Raw genomic sequence first — 25728 nt, forward strand, 5'->3', positions numbered from 1 at the left:
CCTCTCGTCCCGTTCCCCAAAACGTCCGTTCGTGTCAGTCGATGATGAAGCCGAAATCGCCCTGGTTGCTGTCCATCGGATCGATGCGGCGGGCGATGCCATAGAGGCGGTTCATGCGGCCGAGCAGTGCCGACTGCGAGATCCGACGACGGCGCGAAGCCGTCATCGGGCCGCGACAGTTCCTTCTGGGCGACCGCGCGCACCACGTAAGGCGTCACAATCACCATCAGCTCGGTCTCGTTGTTGACGAAGTCCTGGCTGCGAAACAGCGCGCCGAGGATCGGCACCTGGTCGACGCCGGGCAGGCCGTTGATCGCCTGCTTGGTCTGCTGCTGGATCAGGCCAGCCATCGCCATCGAGCCGCCGGACGGGATCTCGAGCGTGGTCTCGGCGCGACGGGTCTGGACCGAGGGGATGGTGATCGAGTTGGTCGAGCTCGGCGACAGCGCCTGCGACACCGTGATGGCGTTCTGGCTCGACAACTCCGAGACCTCCGTCATCACCCGCAGGCTGATCCGCCCTTCGCTGAGCACGACCGGCGTGAAGTTCAGGGAGATGCCGAATTTCTTGTAGGTGATCTGGGTCGTACAGACATGCGTTGTCGGATCGCAGGCGTAGCCGCCGGGAATTGGAAATTCGCCGCCCGCGATGAAGGTGGCGGATTCGCCCGAGATCGCCGTCAGGCTCGGCTCGGCCAGCGTCCGCATCACGCCGGCGCTTTCCATGGCGCGCATCGTGGCGCTGACGGTGGCGAAGCCCTTGGTGAGGCCGGCAACACCGAGCGCGTTGTTGCTGACCAGCGGCCCGCCGCTGGCCGAGAACGGGTTGGAATTGTTGAAATTCACGACCGCGGTGCCGGCGTTCAGGCTGGCGCTGAGGTCGACGCCGAGCTGCTTGACGATATCGCGACGCACTTCGCCGACGACGACCTTGAGCATCACCTGGTCGCGGCCGCGCACGACGATGTTGTTGACGACCTTGTCCGCGCCGCCGACCAGCTTTGCGGCGACGTCGCCGGCCTGCTGCGCCTCGACCGGGCTCGACACCGAGCCGGTCAGCATCACGCTGTCGCCGACGCCCTCGATCTGCACGCCGGGCAGCGATTGGCGGAGTGCCGTGCGCATGCCGTTGAGGTCGCGCTTCACCGCGATATCATAGGCCGCGACCTGCTGGCCGTCGGCTGAGAAGAACACGACATTGGTCTGCCCGACCGTGCCGCCGATGATATAGGCGCGCTGCGCCGATCGGATCACCGCATTGGCGATCTTGGGATCGGCCACCAGCACGTCCTTGACCTCGCGCGGCAGGTCGATGACGACCGATTTGCCGACGCCGAGCGACAGGAAGCGCGTGCGGGCCGGCGCGATGGTCGCGACCGGCGCCGCGTCGAGATCCGCCGCCCGCAGCGGCGCCTGGTCGCCGACCGGCGCATCCGCGGCGCTGACAAGGCCCGGCGCTGCGACGAGCCCGAGCATCAGCATGGTACCCGTCCAGAACGAGCGCGCGCGCGTCCCCGCATGCGCAGGCCCGTCTGATTATCCCCGTCGTTCATCCTGGGTGTCCCCATCACTTCTGTGACGTTAGTTGCCGCGCCTGGACGCCGTAGCGGATCACGTTGATGCCGCCTGGACGCTTGGCCGCCTGATCCTCGGGCACGCCATCGGACGCGTTGGCATCGGCGATGCTCCGCAGTGCGAGCGTCAGCGTGCCGCCCTGGCGCGAGGCCGATATCGTTGCGACCTGATCGGGCTTGAGCTCGAGCGTGACGGTCTTGCCGATCACCGCGTTCTGGCCGTCCTTCTCCTTCGGTGCCTGGTCGATCGCGAGCACGCGGATGTTGGACAGGATGACTTCCGACAGGATCAGGTCGTTGCCGCCGGTCGGGCCGTTGGCTCCGTCGGGATTCTTCAGGCGGCGCGTCAGCACGATGTCGACGCGGTCGTTCGGCAGGATGAAGCCGCCGGCGGCGGTTTCGGCTGAAATCTCGGTGGAGACCGCCCGCATGCCCGAGGGCAGGATCGCGGCCATGAAGCCGGAGCCGTCGGCCTTCACCAGCTTCTGCTCGCGGATTGGTTCGCCCTGCATCAAGGGCACGCGCGCGATCGAGCCTGCGATCTGCGTCTGGGCCTCGGGCCGGCTGTCACGGCGGATGAAGGCGCTGCTCGCGGTGGCTGACGGCCAGGTCTGCCATTGCAGGTCCTCGGCCTTCACGGCCTGGCCGAGCTGGATGTCGGTTTTGGCGACGAGCACCTCGACCGTCGGCAGCTTCTCGGCGACCGGTGCTGCGGGAGCCGGCTTGTTGTCATAGCCGCTCGCCAGATAGGCGGCGACTCCGCCGGCGCCCAGCGCAATGACGAGAACGACAATGCGTGCGGTGTTCATACGCCTCTACTCTTACGCGGGGCACTCGAACCGCACGTGGCGGGTTTCCCCGTGTCGATGAGTAGGGAGTAAAAGTATAAGGGGTGTTGCGAGGCCGAATGTGATGGCCGGTCACGATGCCAGTTCTTCCCGGATGGTGAATGCCGCGTTATTCGGCAGCATGCAGCTCCGTAGATTTACGCAAGGCGACAGACGCCCGCGGGGACGCGCGGCGTCATGGTGAATGGGTGGTTAGGGATGTGCGTTATCCGGAGCGGCGTCGTTAAGCAGAGAGACGGAAGCAAGGTGTCATCTCACTGGTGTCGTCCTGGCGAAAGCCAGGACCCATAACCACGCTGCGAATTATTGAGGAGGTGGTCACGCCGGTCTTCGTCAAACCGGTAGTCGGGTTAATGGGTCCTGGCTTTCGCCAGGACGACACTGGGGGGAAGCTATGATGCTCGAGCGCTACTTCGTCCGCTTCTGCTCGATCACGTCCCAGACCTTCGCCGCCACGTCGGGGCCGCCCAGTTTGGCAACGGCGCGGATGCCGGTGGGGGATGTCACGTTGATCTCGGTGAGGTTGCCGTTGATGACGTCGATGCCGACGAACAGCAGGCCGCGTTCGCGCAGCGCCGGTCCAACCGTGGCGCAGATCTCGCGCTCGCGCGGCGTGAGCTCGGTCTCGTGCGCGGCGCCGCCGCGCACCATGTTGGAGCGGAGGTCGTCCGCGGCCGGCACGCGGTTCACCGCACCGGCGAACTCGCCATTGACCAGAATGATGCGCTTGTCGCCGTGCTTCACCTCGGGGATGAACTGCTGGATCACCCACGCTTCCTTGAAGGTCACCGAGAACATGTCGAACAGCGAGCCGAAATTCATGTCCTGCGGCATCACGCGGAACACCGCCGCGCCGCCATGGCCGTGCAGCGGCTTCATCACCACGGCACCGTACTTGTCGCGAAAGGCGTTGATCTCGTCGAGGTCGCGCGAGATCAGGGTCGGCGGCATCAGCTGCGGAAAATTCATCACGAACAGCTTTTCCGGCGCGTTGCGCACGGACGCGGGATCGTTCACCACCAGCGTCTTCGGGTGGATGCGCTCGAGCAGATGCGTCGAGGTGATGTAGGCGAGGTCGAACGGCGGATCCTGGCGCAGCAGCACGACGTCGAAGCCGTTGAGCGCCTCGCGCTTGGGCTCGCCGAGGGTGAAATGATCGCCGGGCTCGTCGCGCACGGTCAGCAGTTGAACGGGAGCGACGATCTCTTCGCCAACCATCGAGAGCTTGTCGGGCGTGTAATAGGACAGGCCGTGGCCGCGCTTCTGCGCCTCCAGAAGCAGCGCAAAGGTGGAATCGCCCTTGATGTTGATGCGGGCGATGGGGTCCATCTGGACGGCGACGTTCAGTTTCATGGTCTGCCTTTCAGGTCGAGGCGTCGAATGCCGCCAACACATGGCGTGGAAGTGACCGCGGCGCAATCAGCATGGCGTCGAATCGCAGGTCGAATTCCGCATGCTCGGGATGCGCCACAAGCCAGCCCTGCGCGGCATTGATGATCCGCTGCTGCTGGCGCGGTGTTACGGCGAAGGCGGCGTCATCCAGCGTCGCGCGCGCCTTGACCTCGACGAATGCGATCAAATTGCGCCGGCGCGCCACGATGTCGATCTCGCCATGCGGCGTGCGGTAGCGTTTTGCCAGGATGCGATAACCCTTGGCCATCAGGAAGGCTGCGGCGCGGGCCTCCGCGGAGATGCCGGTACGGAATGCGGCGACGCGCTCGGGCGAGGCGATCTTCGGTTCCGCCGGCGTCGCGCCCTCAGTCTTCGCCATCGCCGCCCCGCAAGTCTTTCGCAAGCTCGAGCGCGCGGGCATAGATTTCGCGGCGCGGCCGCCCCGACAATTCGAGCGCGTGGGCGACCGCATCCTTGACGCTGTGCGCGGCAAGCTGCGCGCGCAGGAGCTCGTCGAGTGCATCCGGCGTCATCACGTCAGCGTCGGCTGCGGGCGGAGCGATCACCAGCACGAATTCGCCGCGCGTCTCCAGAGTGGCAGCTTCGCGCGCGAGCTCGGACAGCGTGGCGCGCGAGATCTCCTCGTGCAGCTTCGTCAGCTCGCGGCAGATCGCGGCTTCGCGACCACCCATGATCTCGGCCAGCTCGGCGAGGGTGTCCTGCACGCGGTTGCCGGATTCGAACATCACCAGCGTCGCGTCGATTCGGGCGAGCTCGGTGAGTCGGGTGCGCCGGGCCGCGGATTTCGGCGGAAGGAAGCCTTCGAAGAAGAAGCGGTCGGTGGGCAGCGCCGCGACCGACAGCGCCGCCAGCACCGAGGACGGGCCGGGCAGCGCGTAGACCGCATGGCCGGCGGCGCAGACCTCGCGCACCAGCTTGAAGCCGGGATCGGAGATCAGCGGCGTGCCGGCGTCGGACACCAGCGCGAGCGAGCCGCCTGCCGCAAGCGCCTCCAGGATCTTTGGGCGCGCGGCTTCCGCGTTGTGCTCGTGATATTGCTTGAGCTGCGCCGTGATGGCGTAGCGCTCGGTCAGGCGCCGCGTGATGCGGGTGTCCTCGCAGGCGATAACGTCGACGCCGGCGAGCGTCTGGAGCGCCCGCAGCGTGATGTCGCCGAGATTGCCGATGGGGGTCGCAACCAGGTGCAAGCCCGGCGCGGCCTTCGGGGCCGCAAGCCGATGGGCGTCGATGGAGAAACCGCGCGAGGCGGCTTCCGTAACTTCAGACGTATTTATCGGGGCCGGCTTTGCGCGCATAATCAAACGAACTTAGGCATGATCCCGAGGGCGGGGAACCGGTCCTCCGAAAAAGATCGCACCGCGGCAAGATACTGGGCCGAGGGGCGAGCAAGGACTGGAATGTGATCCATCCGGTATCACATTCCGGAGGGAGGAAGCGCCAGCGCCATATTCGCGGCGGAAATGCCGCCTTGATGCTGGGTGACGGACGGTGGGTGGACAGCTAGCCAGGAGTTGCGGTGGGGTCGTGTTAAGGGGGGCATTATCCTTTTGTTTTAGTTAACTATTTGCCGACAATATGCCGGAATCCACGGCTTGTGTCGTGGAAAGAATGTTGTGACCGGCCGGCGACGGCCGGCCGGAAGAGAAGCTGCCATGCCGGGCCCGCGTGATCCCAGATCCTCCTGTTCGGAGGAGTCTCCCGTTCCGGGTCCCCAATCGTCGGGGGCGACCCGGCGGAGCGCGCTTGGCCTGTTGCTGGGCGCACCGCTGCTGTCGGCCTGCGCCGGCGTGCAGCAGAGCCTCAGCCAGTTCTCAAGCCCATTCAGCAGCCCCTCCGCCCCCGCTCAGCCGGCCGGCCCGCCGCAACAGGCCACGACCGCCGGTACCGGCGGGGTGAAGGTCGGGGTGATCCTGCCGCTCTCGGCGGCCGGCAATGCCGGGCTTGCCGCGCAGTCCATGCGCAACGCCGCCGAGATGGCGCTGGCCGAGTTCCAGAATCCCAACATCCAGCTCCTGATCAAGGACGACAATGGCACCCCGCAGGGCGCGCAGGCCGGTGCGCAGCAGGCGGTCGACGAGGGCGCCGAGATCATTCTCGGACCGCTGTTCGCGCAGTCGGTCCCGGCAGTGGCGCAGGTCGCGCGCACGCGCGGCATTCCGGTGATGGCGTTTTCGACGGATTCCAGCATTGCCGGCCGCGGCGTCTACCTGCTCTCCTTCCTGCCGGAGTCCGACGTCAACCGCATCGTCGAATACTCCGCCAGCATCGGAAAACGTTCGATCGCCGTGCTCGTGCCCGACAATGCCTATGGCAATGTGGTCGAGGCGGCGGTGAAGGCGGCGGTGCCGCGCCGCGGCGGGCGCATTGTCGCATTCGAGAAATACGGCGCCGATCGCGCCACGCCGGCGCGGACCGTGGCGCAGCAACTCGGCAGCGCGGATGCATTGTTCATTGCCGACGATGGCGATGCTGTCGTCGCGGTGGCCGATGCGATGACCGCGGCCGGCGCGAATTTGCGCAACATCCAGTTGCTCGGCACCGGCCTGTGGGACAATCCGCGCGTCTATGCCAGCCCCGCGCTCCAGGGTGGCCTCTATGCCGCGCCGGACCCGGCCGGGTTCCGCGCGTTCTCCGGGCGCTATCGCACCAAATACGGCGCCGACCCGGTGCGGACGGCAACGCTGGCCTATGACGCGGTCGCGTTGGTCGCAGCCCTTGCGCGCACGCAAGGCACCACGCGCTTCTCGTCCGACGTGCTCACCAACCCTTCGGGCTTCGCCGGCATCGACGGCCTGTTCCGTTTCCGCGCCGATGGCACCAACGAGCGCGGGCTCGCAGTGATGAAGGTGACGACCGGCGGCGGTGTCGCGGTGGCGGGCTCGCCGAAGAGTTTTGGGGCTTGATGGTTCACATCTCCCGCTTGCGGGAGAGGTCGGCGCGGAGCGCCGGGTGAGGGCTTTCTCCGCTTGGGGATTGTCCCGTTGGGGAGACACCCTCTCCCCAACCCTCTCCCGCAATCGGGCGAGGGAGCGCACCGCCGATTCGGTTAAGACCTACGCCGCCAGATCCGCGACCACTGCATCCAGCACCGGAAACCCGCTGCTGGTCACGCGCAACCGTCCGGTCGCATCCACCGTGATCGCGCCCTCCTCGCGCAGCAGCGCGATGCGTTTGGGGTCGAGCGGGCGGCCGGAGAGGGCGCGGTAGCGCTCGGGATCGATGCCCTCGGCGAGACGCAATCCCATCAGCAGGAATTCGTCGGCGCGCTCCTCGCTGTTGAGGAGATCGTCGGTGACGACGCCGTGCCCGTCGCTCTCGACGCGCATCAGCCAGGCTTCGGGGCCCTTCTCGGTGGCGATGGCGTGCCTGACGCCGTCGATATCGAGTCTTCCATGCGCGCCGGGGCCGACGCCGGCGTATTCCTCGCCGCGCCAGTACACAAGATTGTGCCGGCATTCGGCGCCACGCCGCGCGTGGTTTGAAATCTCGTAGGCGGGCAGGCCGAGCTTGTCGCAGGTTTCCTGCGTCACATCGTAGAGCGCGCGCGCGACCGCTTCGTCGGGGGTCTTCAGCTTGCCGGCCTGGTGCAGGCCGAAGAACGGCGTGCCTTCCTCGATCGTGAGCTGGTACAGCGACAGATGTTCGGCGGCTTCATCGATCGCGTGTCGGAGTTCATCGGCCCACATCGCCGGGGTCTGGTCGGGGCGGGCGTAGATCAGGTCGAACGAATAGCGATCGAACGAGCGGCGCGCGATGGCGACCGCATCGAGCGCCTCGCGCGCGCTGTGCAGCCGGCCCAGCGCTTTCAGCGACACGTCGTCGAGCGCCTGCACGCCGAGCGAGACGCGATTGACGCCGGCCGCGCGATAGCCGGCGAAGCGCGTGGCTTCGACGCTGGTCGGGTTCGCCTCCAGCGTGACTTCGACATCGTTGGTGACGCGCCAGTGCTTGCCGATTGCATCGAGCACGGCGCCCACGGTCGCGGGCTGCATCAGCGACGGCGTGCCGCCGCCGAGGAAAATGGAGGTGACCTCGCGGCCGGGCGCGCGTTCGGCGGTGGTCGCGATCTCGCGGGCGAAGGCCGCGGCAAAACGCGCTTCGTCGATCGCGGCGTGGCGGACATGGCTGTTGAAGTCGCAATAGGGACACTTCGACAGGCAGAACGGCCAGTGCACGTAGACGCCAAAGGCTTCCTTAGCGCGGCTCAAGGCAGATCTCCGCGAGTTTCACGAACGCGCGCGCCCGATGCGACAGCCCGAGGCCGAGCGGCGGCAGGCCGTGCTTCTCGATGCTGGTCATCTCGCCGAACGTGCGATCATGGCCATTGGGTAGGAACATCGGATCGTAGCCGAAGCCGGCAGTGCCGCGCGGCGGCCAGACCAGCGTGCCGTCGACGCGCGCCTCGACCTGTTCGAGATGATCGTCGGGCCAGGCGACGCAGAGCGCGGAAACGAAATGCGCCGTGCGCTTCTCCGGCAAGGTTGCGCCGCGCTCCTGCAGCAGGCGTTCGATCTGCGCCATCGCTGCGGCAAAGTCCTTGGTCGGACCGGCCCAGCGCGCGCTGTAGATGCCGGGCGCGCCGTCGAGCGCATCGACCACGATGCCGGAATCGTCGGCGAAAGCGGGAAGCCTGGTCGCCTGCGCCGCCGCGATCGCCTTGATCGCGGCGTTGCTGCGGAAATCCTTGCCGGTCTCCTCCGGCTCGCCCAGGCCGAGCTCACCGGCCGAGACCGCCTCGATGCCGTAAGGCGCGAGCAGCTCCTTCATCTCGGCGAGCTTGCCGGGATTGTGGGTCGCGATGACGAGCTTTCCGGTGATTCGGCGATGCATGGGCCTATTGACTACGCCACCGCGAGTTTCTGCAAGTCCACGAGCCGCGCGACGCCCTTGCGCGCAAGCGCCATCAGCGCCAGGAACTCGGCTTCGCTGAACGGCTCGCGTTCCGCGGTTCCCTGCACCTCGATGATGCGGCCATCGCCGGTCATGACGAAATTGGCGTCGGTATCGGCTTCCGAATCCTCGGCATAGTCGAGGTCCAGCACCGGCGTGCCCTTGTAGATGCCGCAGGAGATCGCGGCGACGTTGTCACGCAACACGTTGGCCTTGATCATGTTGCGCGTTTTCATCCAGCTGATGCAATCGGCGAGTGCGACCCAGGCGCCGGTGATGGACGCCGTGCGGGTGCCGCCGTCGGCCTGGATCACGTCGCAATCGACCGTGATCTGGCGCTCGCCCAGCGCTTCGAGATCGACGATGGTGCGCAGCGAGCGGCCAATCAGGCGCTGGATTTCCACGGTACGGCCGCTCTGCTTGCCCGCCGAGGCCTCGCGGCGGGTACGTTCCAGCGTGGCGCGCGGCAGCATGCCGTATTCGGCGGTGACCCAGCCGCGGCCCTGGCCCTTCAGCCAGGGTGGTAGCCGCTCTTCCAGCGTCGCGGTGACCAGCACATGGGTGTCGCCGAATTTCACCAGGCAGGAGCCCTCCGCATATTTGACCACGCCGCGCTCCAGTGTCACGGGGCGCAATTCATCGGGCGCACGGCGGCTTGGCCGCATGGGAAATCCTCCAAAACTCGCAGGGATGCAGGGATTAAGCTGTTCGCGGTGCTTGTAGGGGGGTGAGGGTGAGCGGCAAGGGCTTTTCGGTCCCCGAGGCAAGCTTGGAGCAACCTTCAACCAACCGCAAAAGCCCGCTTGTCAGGGCGCTCCCGGATAGACAAATTACAAGCAGCCGAGAGGAGTTACGCCGTGGCCCATCACGATCCGATCCATCTGATCGCGCCGCGCGCGGGCCTCGCCCAGCTCAACGAGCGGTCTCGCGACATCTTTCGTCAAATCGTCGAGAGTTATCTCGCGACCGGTGAGCCGGTTGGCTCGCGCAACATTTCGCGCCTGATCGCCATGCCGCTGTCGCCGGCGTCGGTGCGCAATGTCATGGCCGATCTGGAACAGCTCGGCCTGATCTATGCGCCGCACACCTCCGCCGGCCGTCTGCCGACGGAACTCGGTCTGCGCTTTTTCATCGACGCCCTGATGCAGGTCGGGGACCTCACCGAGGCCGAGCGGCAGTCGATCCAGAGCCAGCTCGCCTCCGTCGGCCAGGCGCAATCGGTCGAGGCGGCGCTGGACCAGGCGTTGACACGGCTGTCCGGCCTCACCCGTGCCGCGGCCGTGGTGCTGACGCCAAAGTCCAATTCGCGGCTGAAGCACATCGAATTCGTCCGCCTGGAACCGGAAAAGGCGCTGGTGATCCTGGTCGGCGAGGACGGCCAGGTCGAAAACCGCGTGCTGGCGCTGCCGCTCGGAGTTCCTTCCTCGGCGCTGACCGAGGCCGGCAATTTCCTCAATTCCCGTATCCGCGGCCGCACGCTGGCCGAGGCGCGGCTCGAGCTCGAGACCGCGCTTGGAGAGGCGCGCGCGGAACTCGATCAACTGACCCACAAGGTGATCTCGGCCGGGATTGCAAGCTGGTCCGGCGGCGAGAACGAGGATCGCCAGCTCATCGTCCGCGGGCACGCCAATTTGCTCGAAGATCTGCATGCGCTGGAGGATCTCGAGCGGGTGCGCCTGCTGTTCGACGATCTTGAGACCAAGCGCGGCGTCATCGACCTGTTGGGGCGCGCGGAAACCGCCGAAGGCGTCAGGATTTTCATCGGTTCGGAGAACAAGCTGTTCTCCCTGTCCGGCTCCTCGACCATCATCTCGCCCTATCGGGATGCCGCCGGCCACATCGTCGGCGTCTTGGGCGTGATCGGGCCGACACGGCTGAATTATGCCCGTGTGATCCCGACCGTGGACTACGCCGCCCGCATCGTCAGTCGCCTTCTGGGCGGCTGACCGGCCTTTGGGCCGATCACGGGCGCTTGATTTTCCCCGTCCGAAGCACGATATCCGGGCCAGCAAAATCCCGTCAGACGAGTTCGAGAAAGTAGTCGATGACCGATCGAGACCGGCAACCCGAAGACACGGCCGCTGCGACCGGCGAGCCCGTGGTGTCGAAGCCCTACATCATGCCCGACGATCCGGAGCCCGGTTCGGTCGAGCTGTTGCAGAAGGAAGCCGCCGAGGCGCGCGACCGCATGCTGCGGACGCTGGCCGAGATGGAGAATCTGCGCAAGCGCACCAGCAAGGAAGTCGCCGATTCCAAGCTCTACGGCATCACCGGCTTTGCCCGTGACGTGCTCGACATTGCCGACAACCTCCAGCGCGCGCTCGATGCCGTTCCGGTGGAAGCGCGGGCCAATGCCGATGCCGGCCTGAAGGGGCTGATCGAAGGCGTCGAGCTCACCGAGCGCTCGCTGCTCAACGCGCTGGAAAAGCACGGCGTGAAGAAATTCGATCCGCAGGGCCAGAAGTTCGACCCGAACTTCCAGCAGGCGATGTTCGAAGTGCCCGATCCGTCGGTGCCGGCAGGCACCGTGGTGCAGGTCATGCAGGCCGGCTACACCATCGGCGAGCGCGTGCTGCGTCCGGCGCTGGTCGGCGTCGCCAAGGGCGGCGCGAAGGCTGCGCCCGCGGCCAACAGCAGTGAGTCGAACGGCGCGGCCAATTAGCTCTCCGACCCTCATGGTGAGGAGCCGCGCCCTTGTGCGGCGTCTCGAACCATGAAGCCCAAGATGTAGCAGCGAGGCCTTCATCCTTCGAGACGCGCGCGAAGAAGCGCGCTCTCAGGATCAGGGTTTGGCAGTTCGATCGCGCCTTTTACGCGCTCACCGCGATATCCGCAGACTGGATCCGCTTCACGCCGGCCTTGGCCATATCGGCCCAGGCTTTTGCAAGCGAACCCTGATTGTCGATGCCGCGGCAGCCGTCTTCCACGACATAGACCTCGAAGCCCGCCTTGCGTGCATCGAGCGCGGTCCATGCGACGCAGAAGTCGGTCGCCAGCCCCGCGACGAAGACCCGCTTGATCTTGCGCGCCTTGAGATAGCCGGCGAGACCGGTCGAGGTCTTGCCGTCAGCCTCGAGGAAGGCCGAGTAGCTGTCGACATCCTTGTGAAAGCCTTTGCGGATGATGAGCTCGGCCTGCGGGATCGAGAGATCCTTCGACAGCGAAGCGCCGTCGGTGCCCTGCACGCAATGGTCGGGCCATAGCACCTGCTTGCCGTAGGGCAGGTCGATGGTCTCGAACGGCTTCTTGCCGGAATGCACCGATGCAAACGAGACGTGGCCGGGCGTATGCCAGTCCTGCGTCATCACCACGTTTGCGAATCCCTTGGCCACCTTGTTGATGACCGGCACCACCTGCTCGCCTTCCTTCACCGCGAGGCTGCCGCCCGGAAGGAAGCAGTTTTGCACGTCGATTACGAGCAGCGCGGACGTGTCGTCCGGCTTGATTGAGGCCGCTGCAAAAAGCGCGGTTGGAGCGACGCTCGCGAGTACAGTCGTCCCGAGCACCGCCAAGACTTGTCGCCGATCCAGCATGGTTCGTCTCCCTCCAGGATGATCCAACGGAGAGAAGCCTAGTTCCGTTCGTGTACAAACAAAAGCCCGAAAATACGGCCGGGTCTGATTAGTGGCTGGGCTGCTAGCTCAGCTCGACACGGAGTATGCGGGGCCGCCTTCGCCTAGCCTTTCGGCTGGATGCCGTCGCGCACGGCGCGGAAGCGGGTGAAGGCATCCGACCACTGGTCGCGCGGGGCGCTGGCGATGATGCGCAGCGAGGCGCCGCCGCTCGCGAAGCGGATCCACTGCACCACCGTGACAGCCGTCTTGTCCTTGCCGCTGACGCCGTCGATCCGAGTCTCGAAGCCCTGCTGGCCGTTGATGCGGATCGGCTCGGACATGGTGATGCGGGATTCACGCACGCCGGGGATCTGGAGCGCCGCTTCCTGGGCGAAGCGGGCGCGGTCATCCGCCTGCTGCGGTGTCTGGCCGATCAGGCCGAGGATCATGAAGGGCTTCGACTCGTAGCCTGTGCTCTCGTCGCCGTCGGCCAGGATGATGCTGCTCCCGGGCGCCAGCGTGCGGATGTCCTTGAAGTTGGCAAGATCGGTGATCTTGAACGGCATCAACGCGATCTGCTCTTCGGCCGAGACCTGCTTGCGGAGGACGGTGCTCGCAAACATCTGCCGCACCGCCTCGTCGGTGTAGATCTTGGTCGCATTTTCCGGGATCTGCACCGCGACATAGCCGGAGAAGCCGGCGCCCGGCACGATCATCGAATAGCGCTTGACCGGGGTCTCGCCGGCCTTGCCGCTTTCGGTGGTGAAATAGGCGAGGCCCGCGGCGGTCTCGATCTTGTCCGGCTTGATGCCGTTCGCTCCGGCCGGATTGGAATTGAAGGCACTCGCGACCTCGCCATAAGCCGCCGGCGGCAGCTCGGTGACCAGCACCTTGACGGCGCCGTCCTCGCTCTCGAAGCCGGGAAAGGTCTTCGCCGTGTTGAGGCCGATCAGCGGCACCATGCCGAGGCGCAGCCCGGGCGGGAAAACCGCGTCGGCGGCAAGGGCCGGAAATGCCGTGGCAATCAGGAGGGCGAGCGCGGCGAGGGGGCGAATGAGCTTCATGGGCACTCTACTTGGTTCACATTGAGGCCGTTCGATGGTCGGTCATCGGGCCCCTTTGTCGCGTAAGGCAGCCTCGCGCGGGGTGGTCCGGCCGGTCCGCCTTTTAGCGGGTTTGGCCTTGCCGCAACAGGGCGGTGGCGGGGTGCCGGCCGAGGGCGGACCTGTTAATAATTCCTCACCCGCAAGGGCGATTCAGCCCGGATATGTTCTTCCAAAACCCAATGTTTTCGCGGCTCAAACTTGCGTTCGGTCCTTGCGGGCCCCTCCCCCTCCTATATGAGCGTCAACCATCGCAATATCGCGAATGTTTGATCTTAGGGGGTTCGGTTCGGGTGCCTTCTGGGCCCAGCCAACCTGCCGCAAAAACAAGGATATCAGGACCATGGGAAAGGTCATTGGGATCGACCTCGGCACCACGAATTCGTGCGTCGCCGTGATGGATGGCAAGAACGCCAAAGTCATCGAGAATTCCGAAGGCATGCGCACGACGCCTTCCATCGTCGCCGTCACGGACGACGGTGAGCGCCTCGTCGGCCAGCCTGCCAAGCGCCAGGCCGTTACCAATCCCGAGCGCACCTTCTTCGCAGTGAAGCGCCTCATCGGCCGCCGCTACGACGATCCGATGGTCGAGAAGGACAAGAAGCTCGTTCCGTACAAGATCGTGAAGGCTTCCAACGGCGATGCCTGGGTCGAGGCCGACGGCCAGACCTACTCGCCCTCGCAGGTCTCGGCGTTCATCCTGCAGAAGATGAAGGAGACGGCGGAAGCCCATCTCGGCCAGAAGGTCGACCAGGCCGTCATCACCGTTCCCGCCTACTTCAACGACGCCCAGCGCCAGGCGACCAAGGACGCCGGCAAGATCGCGGGCCTTGAAGTGCTGCGCATCATCAACGAGCCGACCGCGGCTGCGCTCGCCTATGGTCTGGACAAGACCAAGGCCGGCACGATCGCCGTCTACGACCTCGGCGGCGGCACGTTCGATATTTCCATTCTCGAAATCGGCGACGGCGTGTTCGAGGTGAAGTCGACCAACGGCGACACCTTCCTCGGCGGCGAAGATTTCGACATGCGGCTGGTCGGCTATCTGGCCGACGAGTTCCAGAAGGAGCAGGGCATCAACCTGCGCAACGACAAGCTCGCGTTGCAGCGCCTGAAGGAAGCCGCCGAAAAGGCCAAGATCGAGCTGTCCTCGACGACGCAGACCGAGATCAACCTGCCCTTCATCACCGCGGACCAGACCGGTCCGAAGCATCTGACGATGAAGCTCACCCGCGCCAAGTTCGAGGCCCTGGTCGACGACCTCGTCCAGAAGACCGTCGAGCCGTGCCGCAAGGCGCTGAAGGATGCGGGCCTCACCGCCGCCGAGATCGGCGAAGTGGTGCTGGTCGGCGGCATGTCGCGCATGCCGAAGGTCCAGGAAGTCGTGAAGCAGCTGTTCGGCAAGGAGCCGCACAAGGGCGTCAATCCGGACGAAGTCGTGGCGATCGGTGCCGCAATCCAGGCCGGCGTGCTCCAGGGCGACGTCAAGGACGTGCTGCTGCTGGACGTGACCCCGCTGTCGCTGGGCATCGAGACGCTGGGCGGCGTGTTCACCCGCATCATCGACCGCAACACCACGATCCCGACCAAGAAGAGCCAGGTGTTCTCGACCGCCGAGGACAGCCAGAACGCGGTCACCATCCGCGTCTTCCAGGGCGAGCGTGAAATGGCGGCCGACAACAAGATGCTCGGCCAGTTCGACCTGATGGGCATTCCGCCGGCCCCGCGCGGCATGCCGCAGATCGAGGTGACGTTCGACATCGACGCCAACGGTATCGTCAACGTCTCGGCCAAAGACAAGGCGACCGGCAAGGAGCAGCAGATCCGCATCCAGGCCTCCGGCGGCCTGTCGGAAGCCGATATCGACAAGATGGTCAAGGACGCCGAGGCCAATGCCGCGGCCGACAAGCAGCGCCGCGAGGCGGTCGACGCCAAGAACCACGCCGACGCGCTGGTGCATTCCACCGAGAAGGCGCTGGCCGAGCACGGTTCGAAGGTCGCCGAGACCGAGCGCCGCGCCATCGAGGATGCCGTCAGCGACCTCAAGGAAGCGCTGAAGGGCAACGACGCCGAGGCGATCAAGACCAAGACCAACACGTTGGCCCAGGCTTCGATGAAGCTCGGCGAGGCCATGTACAAGCAGCAGGCCGAGGCCGACGCGGCCAAGGACGCTGCGAAGGACGATGTCGTCGACGCGGAGTTCACCGAGGTCGACGACGACAAGAACAACAAGAAGTCTGCATAAGCCCCAAGAGGGTGATGATGCAGACGGCTTGGACCCGACACGCTTCTTCAGCCTCCCCCTTCGAGGGGGAGGCTTTCGTGTCGGGCTCGACGGGGCTTGCTCCCGTTACGATCGATCAATTTCCAGCTGTTATCGTGAAAGCCGTCGTGCTGCCCTCTGCCGCAAGGCGGAGAGCTGCCTATATCGTCGCGTAGCGACGTTATTTCGCACCGACTTGAATCGCGATTGGATAGACCGAGTTCAACATGTCCACGTCCACCAAGCGCTGCTACTACGAAACCCTCGAAGTCGACCGCTCCGCCGACGATTCCGTATTGAAATCGTCGTTCCGCAAGCTTGCGATGAAATTTCATCCCGACCGCAATCCGGGGGATGACACCAGCGAAGTCCGCTTCAAGGAAATCAACGAGGCCTACGAGGTCCTCAAGGACAAGGACAAGCGCGCGGCCTACGACCGTTTCGGCCATGCGGCGTTCGAGCAGGGTGGTCCGGGTGGCGGCGCCGGCTTCGGTGCGGGCTTCGCCTCCTCCTTCTCCGACATTTTCGAAGACCTGTTCGGCATGGCCGGGCAGCGCGGTCGTGGCGGCCGCGAGCGCGGTGCCGACCTGCGCTACAACATGGAAATCACGCTCGAGGAAGCCTTTGGCGGCAAGACCGCGCAGATCGAGATTCCGGTCTCGGTCACCTGCGAGGCCTGCTCGGGCATCGGTGCCAAGGCCGGCACCAAGCCGAAGGCCTGCTCGACCTGCGGCGGCGCCGGCCGCGTGCGGCAGTCGCAGGGCTTCTTCACGCTGGAGCGGACCTGTCCGGGCTGCCAGGGCCGCGGCCAGATGATCGAGGACGCCTGCCCGTCCTGCTCGGGCCAGGGCCGCGTCACCCGCGAGCGGAGTCTGTCCGTCAACATCCCCGCGGGCGTCGAGGATGGCACGCGGATCAGGCTCGCCGGCGAAGGCGAGGCCGGGGTCCGCGGCGGCCCGCCCGGCGACCTCTACATCTTCCTGTCGCTGGCCCAGCACCAGTTCTTCCAGCGCGACGGCGCCGATTTGCATTGTCGTGTGCCGATCTCGATGGTGACCGCAGCCCTTGGCGGCGAATTCGAGGTGCCGACCATCGACAAGGGCAAGGCCAAGGTGAAGGTCCCCGCCGGGACCCAGTCGGCCCGCCGATTCCGCATCGCGTCAAAAGGCATGCCGGTGCTGCGCTCGCGCCAGATGGGCGACATGTACGTCCAGGTCGTGGTCGAGACCCCGCAGAACCTCACCAAGAAGCAGCAGGAATTGCTGGCCGAATTCGAAAAACTCTCCTCCGGCAACACCCAGCCGGAATCCGAGGGCTTCTTCACCAAGGTCAAGGATTTCTTCGGCAATCGGGCGAATTGACCCGGCTTGACCGTATCGTCTTCGGCCTATACCTGTTTATGACCATTTTCTGACACGCCGCGGTCACGCGGTCCCGGCCGGTCCTGACATGCCATTGCCATCGTCCGCGCGTGCGTTGAAGAAGCCTCGTCTTGATGACGAGGTGCGCTTTCTGAGATCGTGGATCGAAAAGCCTCTCCATATGGGCGCGGTGATGCCGTCCGGAAAACTCTTGGCCCGGACCATGGCCCATTATGTCGACATCGATTCGGACGCTCCGGTGGTCGAGCTTGGGCCCGGCACCGGCGCAATCACGTCGGCGCTGGTTGAGCGCGGCGTCGACCAGAAGCGTCTCGTTCTCGTCGAATATAATCCCGGCTTCTGCGCGCTGCTGCGCGATCGCTATCCGCAGGCCAAGGTGGTGCAGGGCGATGCCTATCGCCTGCGCGACACGCTCTGGAACGTGCTGAGCGCGCCGGCCGCCGCGGTGGTATCCGGTCTGCCGCTGGTGACAAAACCGATGCTGACGCGGCTGCGGCTGATCCGCGATGCCTTCACGGCACTCGCGCCCGGCGCACCCTTCGTCCAGTTTACCTATGCGGTGGTGCCGCCGATCCCGAAATCGCTGCCCGGCGTGTCCACAGAGGCTTCGGAACGGATCTGGATGAACCTTCCGCCGGCCCGCGTCTGGGTGTATCGCAAGGATTAATTCCGCCGGCTTCCTTCTTTGCGCGGCGGCCTCGTTTCGCCAATGCATTGGATCGGATGCCCTCACCGAAGATCCTGGTCATTCCCGGCTCGCTTCGCACCGGCTCGCACAATGCGAAGCTGGCGGCGGTGGCCGTCTCCGAATTTGCCCAGGCCGGCGTCGACGTCTCCCGCATCTCGCTCGCCGATTTCCCGCTGCCGATCTACGACGGCGATCTCCAGGCCAAATCCGGCGTGCCGAAGCACGCCATCAATCTCAAGCGCATGATCGGCGCGCATCATGGCGTGTTGATCGTCTCGCCCGAATACAATGCCTCGGTGCCGCCGCTGCTGAAGAACGCGATCGACTGGGTCAGCCGCGTGCATGAGCTGAACGAGGCGCGCGGCGAGGTCTTCCGCAACCGAATCTTCGCACTCGCAGGCGCCTCGCAGAGCCGGCTTGGTGCGGCCCGCGCACTCCAATCGCTGCGGCTGATCCTGACCTCCTGCCACGCCAATGTGATCGCCAACCAGCTCACGCTTGGCTTTGCCGATCAGGCCTATGACGATATGGACAGGCTGAAGCATCAGGGTGATATCGACGCCATGAAGGAGATGGTGCGGCAGCTGATCGACGTTTCCCAACGCATGATGTGAGGTGACATGACGCCAGCCGAAATCGCCCCGAGAGACCGCCTGATCGTCGCGCTCGATCTGCCGAGCCTTGATGCCGCGGAGGCGATGATTGCGAGGCTCGGCGACAGTGTGACGTTCTACAAGATCGGTTATCAGCTCGCCTATGCCGGCGGCCTGCCGCTGATCGGCAAGCTCGCCGACAAGGGCAAGAAGGTGTTTGCCGATCTCAAGATGCACGACATCGGCAACACGGTGACGCGGGGGGTCGAGAGCGTTGCCAGGCTGGGCGCGACCTTCCTCACCGTGCATGCCTATCCGCAGACCATGAAAGGCGCCGTCGAGGGCCGCGGCAGCGCCGGCCTGAAGATCCTCGCCGTCACGGTGCTGACGTCCTACAACGATGACGATCTGCATGCGGCCGGCTATCGGCTCGGCGTGTCGGAGCTGGTCGAGGCGCGCGCGCGGCAGGCACAGGGGCTTGGTGTCGACGGTCTCGTCTGCTCGCCGGAAGAGGTGGGCGCCTTGCGCAAGATCGTCGGCCACCAGATGAGCCTCGTCACCCCCGGCATCCGGCCGGCGGGCGCGGCAAGCGGCGATCAGAAACGCATCATGACGCCGGGCCGCGCGATTGCGGCCGGCGCCGACTATCTTGTCGTCGGCCGGCCAGTGGTGGAGGCCACTGATGTCAAGGCAATGGCTGAATCCATCCAGGCCGAGATCGCGCAGGCGCTCGCTTAACCTAGCTGATCAAAAAAGGGAGAAGAACAATGGCAAAAGGCTACTGGATTGGACGTGTCGACGTGAGCAATGACGAGGGCTACAAGCCCTACGCCGTCGCAAATGGTCCGATCTTCAAGAAATGGGGTGGCCGCTTCGTCGTCCGCGCCGGCAAGTTCACCACCGTCGAGGGCCAGAGCCGCACCCGCAACGTTGTGATCGAATTTCCGGACTACCAGACCGCGATCGCCTGCTACAACTCGCCGGAATACCAGGCCAACATCAAGGTGCGCCAGCCGCACTCGGTGGCCGACCTCATCATCATCGAAGGCTATGACGGCCCGCAGCCGTCGGACGGCTGAGGCGCGATCTGCGCGCCTCGTCCTTCGAGACGACCGCTCTGCGGTCTCCTCAGGATGAGGCTAAGCAGCATCGGCACCCGTCCAATTTGCTGCCCCGTGCTCCGACCTCATCCTGAGGGCCCGCCGTAGGCGGGCGTCTCGAAGGATGGCCGCAAGCGACCGCCCGACCCCCCTCGGTTGCCGGAACTGCATCCCGCCGCTACAACGCAGCTGAGAGGATCACACCATGTCCGAGATGCGCTTGATTGTTGCGGGAGCCGGCGGCCGGATGGGCCGCGCGCTGACACGGGCGATTGCCGACACCGAGGGCGCGGTGGTGGCCGGTGCGCTGGAGGCGCCGGGCTCGGAGCTGCTTGGCAAGGATGCCGGCGTGCTCGCCGGCCTGCCGGCCAACGGCATCAAGCTGTCCGCCGATCTCTGGGCGATGTCGAAGGATGCCGACGGCATTCTGGATTTCACCGTGCCGGCGGCGACCATCGCCAATGTCGCAATCGCGGCCGAGCGGGGTCTCGTCCATGTCATCGGCACCACCGGCCTATCGGCCTCAGACAATGCCGTGATCAAGAGCGTGACCAACCGCGCGGTGGTGGTGCAGTCCGGCAATATGAGCCTCGGCGTCAATCTGCTGGCCGCAATCGTCAAGCGCGTCGCCAAGGCGCTCGACGACAGTTTTGACATCGAGATCGTCGAAGCCCACCACCGCATGAAGGTCGACGCGCCCTCGGGCACTGCGCTGATGCTGGGCCAGGCGGCGGCCGCCGGCCGCGGCATCTCGCTTGAGGAGCACGCGGATCGCGGCCGCGACGGCATCACCGGCGCGCGCCGGCCCGGCGACATCGGGTTTGCTTCCGTGCGCGGCGGCACCGTCGCCGGCGAGCACAGCGTGACCTTCCTCGGTCCGTTCGAGCGGCTGACGCTGTCGCATCTCGCCGAAGACCGCATGCTGTTCGCCCATGGGGCGCTGAAGGCGGCGCTGTGGGCGCACGGCAAGCAGCCGGGGCACTACTCCATGGCCGACGTGCTCGGCCTCGCGGATATCTGAATGAGCCAGGGCATGATCCGGAAACGTCTGAAGCGGTTTCCGGCACGATCATGCTCAAGCAATAACTGAGCGGAAAGCAGTCAATGAGCGAACGTCTTCTCGTGCTCGTGCGCCACGGCCAGAGCGAATGGAATCTGAAGAACCTTTTCACCGGCTGGAAGGATCCGGATCTCACCGAGCTCGGCGTCACCGAAGCTAGGGAAGCCGGCCGCAAGCTGAAGGCGCACGGCCTTGTGTTCGACGTCGCCTACACCTCGGTGCTCACGCGCGCGCAGCACACGCTTGATCTCATTCTCGGCGAACTCGACCAGAAGGGCCTGCCGACAGCGAAGAACCTCGCGCTGAACGAGCGCGACTACGGCGATCTCTCCGGCCTCAACAAGGACGACGCTCGCAAGAAATGGGGCGAAGACCAAGTATTGGTCTGGCGCCGCTCCTACGACGTCCCGCCGCCCGGCGGCGAAAGCCTGAAGGATACACTCGCGCGCGCGCTGCCTTATTACGTTCAGGAGATCCTGCCCGGCGTTCTCAACGGCAAGCGCACGCTGGTCGCCGCCCACGGCAACTCGCTGCGCGCGTTGATCATGGTGCTGGAAAAACTTTCGCCCGAAGGCATCCTGAAGCGCGAGCTCGCAACCGGTGTGCCGATCATCTACCGACTGAACGCGGATTCGACGGTGGCTTCGAAGCTGGATCTGGCCGGGTAGGTTTCGCCACACGGGCAGAGCCGTAGGGTGGGCAAAGCAAAGCGTGCCCACCATGCATCCACACTCGCTGAACGATGGTGGGCACGGCGCGCGAAGAGCGCGCCTTTGCCCGCCCTACGGCACCTCACCTACTGCATCCCCAGCTGCCCGGCTTCCCAGCCCAGCATCGCCTGCTTGCGGGTGATGCCCCAGTGATAGCCGGTCAGCGTGCCGCTCTTGCCGAGCGCGCGGTGACAAGGCACCACGAACGACACCGGGTTCTTGCCGACCGCAGCACCGACGGCGCGCGAGGCTTTTGGGCTGTTGATGTTGCAGGCGATGTCGGAATAGGACACCGCGCGCCCCATCGGGATTTTCAACAGGGTTTCCCACACCCGCACCTCGAAGTCCGTGCCGATCATCACCACGCGCAACGGCTGATCCGGCCGCCACAGTCGGGTGTCGAAGATGCGCTGCGCGAGCGGCGCCGTGCCTTCGTGATCCTCAACATAGGTCGCATTCCGCCAGCGTCGCGTCATGTCGGCGAGCGCGATCTTCTCCTCACCGGGGTCGGCGAAGGCAAGCCCAGACAAGCCGCGATCGGTCGCGATCACGATTGCGGTGCCGAACGGCGAGGGATGAAAGCCGTAACGCAAGGTGAGGCCAGCGCCGCCGTTCTTCCATTCGCCCGGCGACATCGCTTCGTGCGTGACGAAGAGATCGTGCAGCCGCCCCGGGCCCGACAGGCCAGAGTCGAGCGCGGCATCCAGGATACTCGCTGAATCCCTGAGCAGTCCCTTGGCGTGGTCGAGGGTCAGCGCCTGCATGAAGGCCTTTGGCGTGATCGAGGCCCAGCGGCGGAACAAATGGTGCAGCTCATCCGGGGTGACGCCGGCCGCATCGGCCATCGCCTCGATGGTCGGCTGCGCGCGCCAGTTCTCGGAGATGAAGGCGATCGCCCGGCGCACCGAATCATAGTCGCGCAACGCGGCGTTCTGGGTGCCCGGCTTGGCCAGGCGTTGATCATGTATGGCGAGTGTCATCATGACCGGAAATGTAGGAGAGGCGGCGAGGCGAAACCACCCGTTTTCCGACCCGGATTCAGCAGACCGGGTTGTAGATCGGGCCGCGCTTTGCGGCGTTGAGCGCTTCAACCAAGGCCTTGTAAAAGCTCGCCTTTTCCTCGGGTCCCAAAAAACCGGCGATCTGGATCCGGCGGCCGCGCGAGATCAGATAGAGATGCTCGATGCCGTATTCCTCGTCGATCTCCTGATCGAGGCGGACCCAGAGCGGGTTGAAGGACCACTCGGCGACCTGGCCGCGATGGCTCACCCGGCGAACGCGCAGCTCGGACGGCGTAACCACGATTTCCTCGCTGGCGCGCGCGCTGCGGAAATTGACCTTGAAAGCCCACCAGACCACCAGCACATCGAGCCCGAAGAAGCCGAGCACCGGCCAGGCCCCCATCATCATGAACGCGATGCCGGTGACAAAGCTGACCACGCTCAAGAACAGCATCACGGCAAGGAAGCCGGTGCGGTTCAGCGAGCGGTGCGGCGTCAGCCGCGCCGAGAGGATCTGAACCTCGCGCGGACCCTCAGAGCCTTGGCCGGATTCTTGGCCAGACGCTTGGCGCTCAATTTCATTGCCTGTGCTCATCGTCCCTCAGTATATCCCGATCATGGCGAAAATCACCCGCAAGCCGGTCCCGCGCAAAGTGGCGGTCCCGAAGAAAAAGGCAAAGCCGACTGTCGCGAAGCCGAAGGCAGCCGCGAAGAAATCCCTCAAAGCGATCAAACCCTGGACCCGGGCCGAAGTTCACGAGGCCTTCAGCCGGTTTCGCAAAGCCAATCCGGAGCCGAAAGGGGAGCTCGAGCACATCAATCCCTTCACGCTGCTGGTTGCCGTAGTGCTCTCGGCCCAGGCAACCGATGCCGGCGTCAACAAGGCCACTCGCGCATTGTTCGAGGTCGCCGATACGCCGCAGAAGATGCTCGACCTCGGCGAGGAGCGCCTGCGCGAGTACATCAAGACCATCGGCCTTTATCGCACCAAGGCCAGGAACGTGATCGCGCTGTCGGCCAAGCTGCTCGGCGAATTCGGCGGCGAGGTGCCGCGCACGCGCGCCGAGATCGAGTCATTGCCCGGCGCGGGGCGCAAGACCGCCAATGTCGTGCTCAACATGGCTTTTGGCGAGCACACCATGGCGGTCGACACGCATGTGTTCCGGGTCGGCAACCGCACCGGGCTCGCACCTGGCAAGACGCCGCTGGAGGTCGAGCTCGGCCTGGAAAAGATCATCCCGGCCGAATTCATGTTGCATGCACATCACTGGCTGATCCTGCATGGCCGCTATACCTGTCTCGCGCGCAAGCCGCGCTGCGAGGTCTGCCTGATCAACGATCTTTGCAGGTGGCCGGAGAAGACGGTCTGACGCCGTATTCGCCGCTGGGGAGAGGCGCAAGAGCGCCTACGCCGCCTTCGCTGCACTCACGCCCGGCAAGCCCGCGCGCGCGACGCCGCCGTAGAGCTGCTCGTCCGGCATCTCCTCGCGCAAGATCTTGCGCACCGCGATCAGCTTCTCGAGATCGATGCCCGTCGCAAAACCCTTGCTCTCGCACAGGAACACCAGGTCCTCGAACACGACGTTGCCGGTCGCGCCGGGCGCGAAGGGGCAGCCGCCGAGGCCGCCGAGCGAGCCGTCGAGGATGCGGACGCCTTCGTCCAGCGCGGCTGACGCGTTCACAATTCCCATGCCGCGGGTATCATGAAGATGGATGCAGATCGGCTTCGATCCTGCGAGCTTGACAGCGGCGCGCGACAATTCGGCCACCTGCTTCGGGCCGGCATAACCGACGGTGTCGGCGATCGCGACGAAATCGACGCCCGCTTCGAGGCACTTGTCGACCAGACGCAGCACCTCGGCAGGGTCAACCGCGCCGGTGATCGAGCAACCGAGCGCCATCGAGATCGCGGCGTTGACGAGCGGCTTGTGCGCGCTGGCATCGCGCATCTCGCAGAGGCGTTTCACATTGGCAATCGCGGAGTCGCGCGAACGATGGGCGTTGGCCTGGCTGTGCTCTTCCGTGGCCGAGACCACCGAGGCGATTTCGCCGACGCCGGATTCGAGGGCTTCATTGACGCCGCGTTCGTTGAGCGCAAGCGCGATGCCATGGGCCCCACGCAGGCTTGCCACTGTCGCGATGACGTCGCGAACGTCCGCGAATTGCGGAAAGGTCTTGGCCGGCAGGAACGAGCCAACCTCGAAATGCCGCACGCCGGCGGCGTATTCCTCGCGCACCCAGCGCTGCTTCGCCTCGGTGGAGGGAAATTTCTTCACGAGCTGGAGCCCGTCGCGCAAACCGACTTCGCGCAGGCTGACGCGGTTCGCGGGGTAAATTGTCTCGATCCGGTTCATGCGCGCCTCCCAGCGGCCTTGGACGTGACGTCGCCATTGTCGATCTCGGCGCGGACTGCCGACGTGTCGGCACCGAGCGGTGCGACCTTCAGACCTTCACCGACATGGCTGCCGTTCCACTCGATCGGCAGCGCCGGAACGCGGAACGGCTTGCCGTCGGCATTGATGTTGTTGACGAGACCGCCCGGCCGCAGCACGTGCGGATCGGTCAGGAGATCCTCGGGACGGTTGATCGGCGAAAAGCAGATGTTGAGCGCGTCGAGCGTTTGCGACAGCTCTCCAACGTTCCGCTGCCGGATGATTTCCGCGACGCGCGGAATGATCCGCGGTCGCGCCAGGATGCGGTCGGTCGTGGTGCGCAAGGTCGGATCATCAAGAAGATCTGCCAGCCCAAACTCGCGGCAAAAGCTCTGCCAATGCCCTTCGGTCACTACACCGATGAAAATGCGTCCGTCGCCGGCGGCGTCAAAAATGTCGTAGATCGGCCAGGCATGCTCGCGCTCCGGCATCGAGCGCGGCTTGTTGCCGGTCATCTCATAGTCGACCATGTGCTGGGCGACCAGGAACAGGCAGTTCTCGAACAGACCGATGCGGATGTCGGCGCCTTCGCGTTTTCCCCCGCGCTTCTGGTACAGCGCGGCCAGAATCGCGATCACGCCGAACATGCCGCCCATGATGTCGTTGGCGGAGGAGCCGACGCGCTGGGGCTTCTCTTTCGTGCCGGTCATGGCGGCAAGGCCCGACATCATCTGCACGACCTCGTCGAGCGCAGGGCGATGCTCATAGGGCCCGGACAGAAAACCCTTGTGGCCGGCGATGATCAGGTGCGGATGCCGGTGCCGCAATTCCTCGGCACGCAGCCCCTGCTTCTCGAGCTGGCCGTCGCGAAAATTCTCCAGGAACACGTCCGCGGTTTGCAGCAGCCGGTGCATGGTCTCGCGGTCCTCGGGTCTCTCGAGGTCCAGCACGACGCTGCGCTTGCCGCGGTTGAACAGCGGAAAGAACGCCGTTCCCATGCCGCCAAGGGTGCGGGTCTTGTCACCAGAGGGCGGCTCGACCTTGATCACCTCGGCGCCGAATTGCGCGAGGATCATGCCGCAGGTCGGACCCATGACCATGTGCGTCATCTCGACGACCCGTACGCCCTCGAGCGGCAATCCGGCCTCGGTCATCCGTCTCTCCCTGTTCGTTCGCGA

The 25728-nt window shown here is 65.3% G+C and carries 25 protein-coding genes and 1 pseudogene; 12 read left to right on the forward strand and 14 right to left on the reverse strand.

Annotated elements, in window-relative coordinates:
• Positions 1–34: 34 nt before the first annotated feature.
• The 5 genes and pseudogenes from AB8Z38_RS23660 to rsmI all read right to left on the reverse strand — a co-directional run bounded on the left by AB8Z38_RS23660 (position 35) and on the right by rsmI (position 5129).
• Positions 35–1552 (reverse strand): annotated as a pseudogene (locus AB8Z38_RS23660) (type II and III secretion system protein family protein).
• Positions 1553–1566: 14 nt separating this feature from the next.
• Positions 1567–2382, reverse strand: a complete 816-nt coding sequence (cpaB, locus tag AB8Z38_RS23665) for a Flp pilus assembly protein CpaB (protein ID WP_369720192.1) — start codon at positions 2380–2382, stop codon at positions 1567–1569.
• Between the two features lie 447 nt (positions 2383–2829).
• A complete protein-coding gene (gene gshB, locus AB8Z38_RS23670; protein WP_369720193.1) occupies positions 2830–3774 on the reverse strand; it encodes a glutathione synthase in 945 nt (314 codons plus the stop codon).
• Between the two features lie 10 nt (positions 3775–3784).
• Positions 3785–4192: a YraN family protein gene (locus AB8Z38_RS23675; RefSeq protein ID WP_369720194.1), complete on the reverse strand. Its 408-nt coding sequence runs from the start codon at positions 4190–4192 to the stop codon at positions 3785–3787.
• Positions 4179–5129, reverse strand: a complete 951-nt coding sequence (gene rsmI, locus AB8Z38_RS23680; RefSeq protein WP_369720195.1) for a 16S rRNA (cytidine(1402)-2'-O)-methyltransferase — start codon at positions 5127–5129, stop codon at positions 4179–4181. Before rsmI ends, AB8Z38_RS23675 begins: the two co-directional genes overlap by 14 nt.
• Before the next feature lie 357 nt (positions 5130–5486).
• On the opposite strand from rsmI, the gene AB8Z38_RS23685 reads away from it, so the two are divergent.
• The gene (locus AB8Z38_RS23685; protein ID WP_369720196.1) at positions 5487–6737 is read left to right on the forward strand and encodes a penicillin-binding protein activator; all 1251 of its coding nucleotides are present in this window, start codon (positions 5487–5489) and stop codon (positions 6735–6737) included.
• A 150-nt stretch (positions 6738–6887) separates the two neighbouring features.
• On the opposite strand, the gene hemW is transcribed toward AB8Z38_RS23685, so the two are convergent.
• From hemW to rph, 3 genes are read right to left on the reverse strand one after another with little or no spacing between them, the layout of a single operon-like run.
• Entirely contained in the window at positions 6888–8042 is a 1155-nt protein-coding gene (hemW, locus tag AB8Z38_RS23690; RefSeq protein WP_369720197.1) for a radical SAM family heme chaperone HemW, read from the reverse strand.
• The gene (rdgB, locus tag AB8Z38_RS23695; RefSeq protein ID WP_369720198.1) at positions 8029–8664 is read right to left on the reverse strand and encodes an RdgB/HAM1 family non-canonical purine NTP pyrophosphatase; all 636 of its coding nucleotides are present in this window, start codon (positions 8662–8664) and stop codon (positions 8029–8031) included. The genes hemW and rdgB overlap by 14 nt, the downstream gene beginning before the upstream one ends.
• Positions 8665–8675: 11 nt before the next feature.
• Positions 8676–9389: a ribonuclease PH gene (rph, locus tag AB8Z38_RS23700; protein ID WP_369720199.1), complete on the reverse strand. Its 714-nt coding sequence runs from the start codon at positions 9387–9389 to the stop codon at positions 8676–8678.
• A gap of 192 nt (positions 9390–9581) precedes the next feature.
• Between rph and hrcA the strand changes: the two genes are divergently transcribed.
• Together hrcA and grpE are read left to right on the forward strand one after the other, a co-directional pair.
• Positions 9582–10670: a heat-inducible transcriptional repressor HrcA gene (gene hrcA / locus AB8Z38_RS23705; protein ID WP_369720200.1), complete on the forward strand. Its 1089-nt coding sequence runs from the start codon at positions 9582–9584 to the stop codon at positions 10668–10670.
• A gap of 98 nt (positions 10671–10768) precedes the next feature.
• Entirely contained in the window at positions 10769–11386 is a 618-nt protein-coding gene (gene grpE, locus AB8Z38_RS23710; protein WP_369720201.1) for a nucleotide exchange factor GrpE, read from the forward strand.
• A 148-nt stretch (positions 11387–11534) separates the two neighbouring features.
• On the opposite strand, the gene pncA is transcribed toward grpE, so the two are convergent.
• Positions 11535–12257: a bifunctional nicotinamidase/pyrazinamidase gene (gene pncA, locus AB8Z38_RS23715; protein WP_369720202.1), complete on the reverse strand. Its 723-nt coding sequence runs from the start codon at positions 12255–12257 to the stop codon at positions 11535–11537.
• A 143-nt stretch (positions 12258–12400) separates the two neighbouring features.
• Complete coding sequence (locus AB8Z38_RS23720) at positions 12401–13342, reverse strand: hypothetical protein (RefSeq protein ID WP_369720203.1); 942 nt, start codon at positions 13340–13342, stop codon at positions 12401–12403.
• A gap of 382 nt (positions 13343–13724) precedes the next feature.
• On the opposite strand from AB8Z38_RS23720, the gene dnaK reads away from it, so the two are divergent.
• The 8 genes from dnaK (at position 13725) to AB8Z38_RS23760 (ending at position 21135) form a co-directional block, all read left to right on the forward strand.
• On the forward strand, positions 13725–15626 hold the full coding sequence (gene dnaK, locus AB8Z38_RS23725) for a molecular chaperone DnaK (RefSeq protein ID WP_369720204.1): 1902 nt from the start codon (positions 13725–13727) through the stop codon (positions 15624–15626).
• A gap of 245 nt (positions 15627–15871) precedes the next feature.
• On the forward strand, positions 15872–17005 hold the full coding sequence (gene dnaJ / locus AB8Z38_RS23730) for a molecular chaperone DnaJ (protein ID WP_369720205.1): 1134 nt from the start codon (positions 15872–15874) through the stop codon (positions 17003–17005).
• Positions 17006–17093: 88 nt separating this feature from the next.
• On the forward strand, positions 17094–17693 hold the full coding sequence (locus AB8Z38_RS23735) for a class I SAM-dependent methyltransferase (protein WP_369720206.1): 600 nt from the start codon (positions 17094–17096) through the stop codon (positions 17691–17693).
• 56 nt (positions 17694–17749) lie between these two features.
• Positions 17750–18328 (forward strand): NADPH-dependent FMN reductase, encoded by a 579-nt coding sequence (locus AB8Z38_RS23740; protein ID WP_369720207.1) that lies wholly within the window; start codon positions 17750–17752, stop codon positions 18326–18328.
• Positions 18329–18334: 6 nt separating this feature from the next.
• Complete coding sequence (gene pyrF / locus AB8Z38_RS23745) at positions 18335–19045, forward strand: orotidine-5'-phosphate decarboxylase (RefSeq protein WP_369720208.1); 711 nt, start codon at positions 18335–18337, stop codon at positions 19043–19045.
• Between the two features lie 29 nt (positions 19046–19074).
• The gene (locus AB8Z38_RS23750; protein ID WP_369720209.1) at positions 19075–19386 is read left to right on the forward strand and encodes a DUF1330 domain-containing protein; all 312 of its coding nucleotides are present in this window, start codon (positions 19075–19077) and stop codon (positions 19384–19386) included.
• A gap of 226 nt (positions 19387–19612) precedes the next feature.
• Positions 19613–20428, forward strand: a complete 816-nt coding sequence (gene dapB, locus AB8Z38_RS23755) for a 4-hydroxy-tetrahydrodipicolinate reductase (protein WP_369720210.1) — start codon at positions 19613–19615, stop codon at positions 20426–20428.
• An 83-nt stretch (positions 20429–20511) separates the two neighbouring features.
• Positions 20512–21135 (forward strand): 2,3-bisphosphoglycerate-dependent phosphoglycerate mutase, encoded by a 624-nt coding sequence (locus tag AB8Z38_RS23760; RefSeq protein ID WP_369720211.1) that lies wholly within the window; start codon positions 20512–20514, stop codon positions 21133–21135.
• Between the two features lie 128 nt (positions 21136–21263).
• Here AB8Z38_RS23760 and AB8Z38_RS23765 read toward each other — a convergent pair whose 3' ends face one another.
• On the reverse strand, positions 21264–22160 hold the full coding sequence (locus tag AB8Z38_RS23765; RefSeq protein ID WP_369720212.1) for a methylated-DNA--[protein]-cysteine S-methyltransferase: 897 nt from the start codon (positions 22158–22160) through the stop codon (positions 21264–21266).
• Between the two features lie 55 nt (positions 22161–22215).
• A complete protein-coding gene (locus AB8Z38_RS23770) occupies positions 22216–22773 on the reverse strand; it encodes a DUF2244 domain-containing protein (RefSeq protein WP_369720213.1) in 558 nt (185 codons plus the stop codon).
• A gap of 22 nt (positions 22774–22795) precedes the next feature.
• Here AB8Z38_RS23770 and nth point away from each other — a divergent pair, with 22 nt between their 5' ends.
• Positions 22796–23548: an endonuclease III gene (gene nth, locus AB8Z38_RS23775; protein WP_369720214.1), complete on the forward strand. Its 753-nt coding sequence runs from the start codon at positions 22796–22798 to the stop codon at positions 23546–23548.
• A gap of 36 nt (positions 23549–23584) precedes the next feature.
• Here nth and AB8Z38_RS23780 read toward each other — a convergent pair whose 3' ends face one another.
• Positions 23585–24532 carry a hydroxymethylglutaryl-CoA lyase gene (locus AB8Z38_RS23780; RefSeq protein ID WP_369720215.1) on the reverse strand — a complete coding sequence of 316 codons (948 nt, stop codon included), beginning with the start codon at positions 24530–24532 and terminating at the stop codon, positions 23585–23587.
• Positions 24529–25704, reverse strand: a complete 1176-nt coding sequence (locus tag AB8Z38_RS23785) for a CoA transferase (protein WP_369720216.1) — start codon at positions 25702–25704, stop codon at positions 24529–24531. The genes AB8Z38_RS23780 and AB8Z38_RS23785 overlap by 4 nt, the downstream gene beginning before the upstream one ends.
• Positions 25705–25728: the final 24 nt, after the last annotated feature.

This window comes from Bradyrhizobium sp. LLZ17 (genome assembly GCF_041200145.1).
In the GTDB taxonomy this organism is placed as follows: domain Bacteria; phylum Pseudomonadota; class Alphaproteobacteria; order Rhizobiales; family Xanthobacteraceae; genus Bradyrhizobium.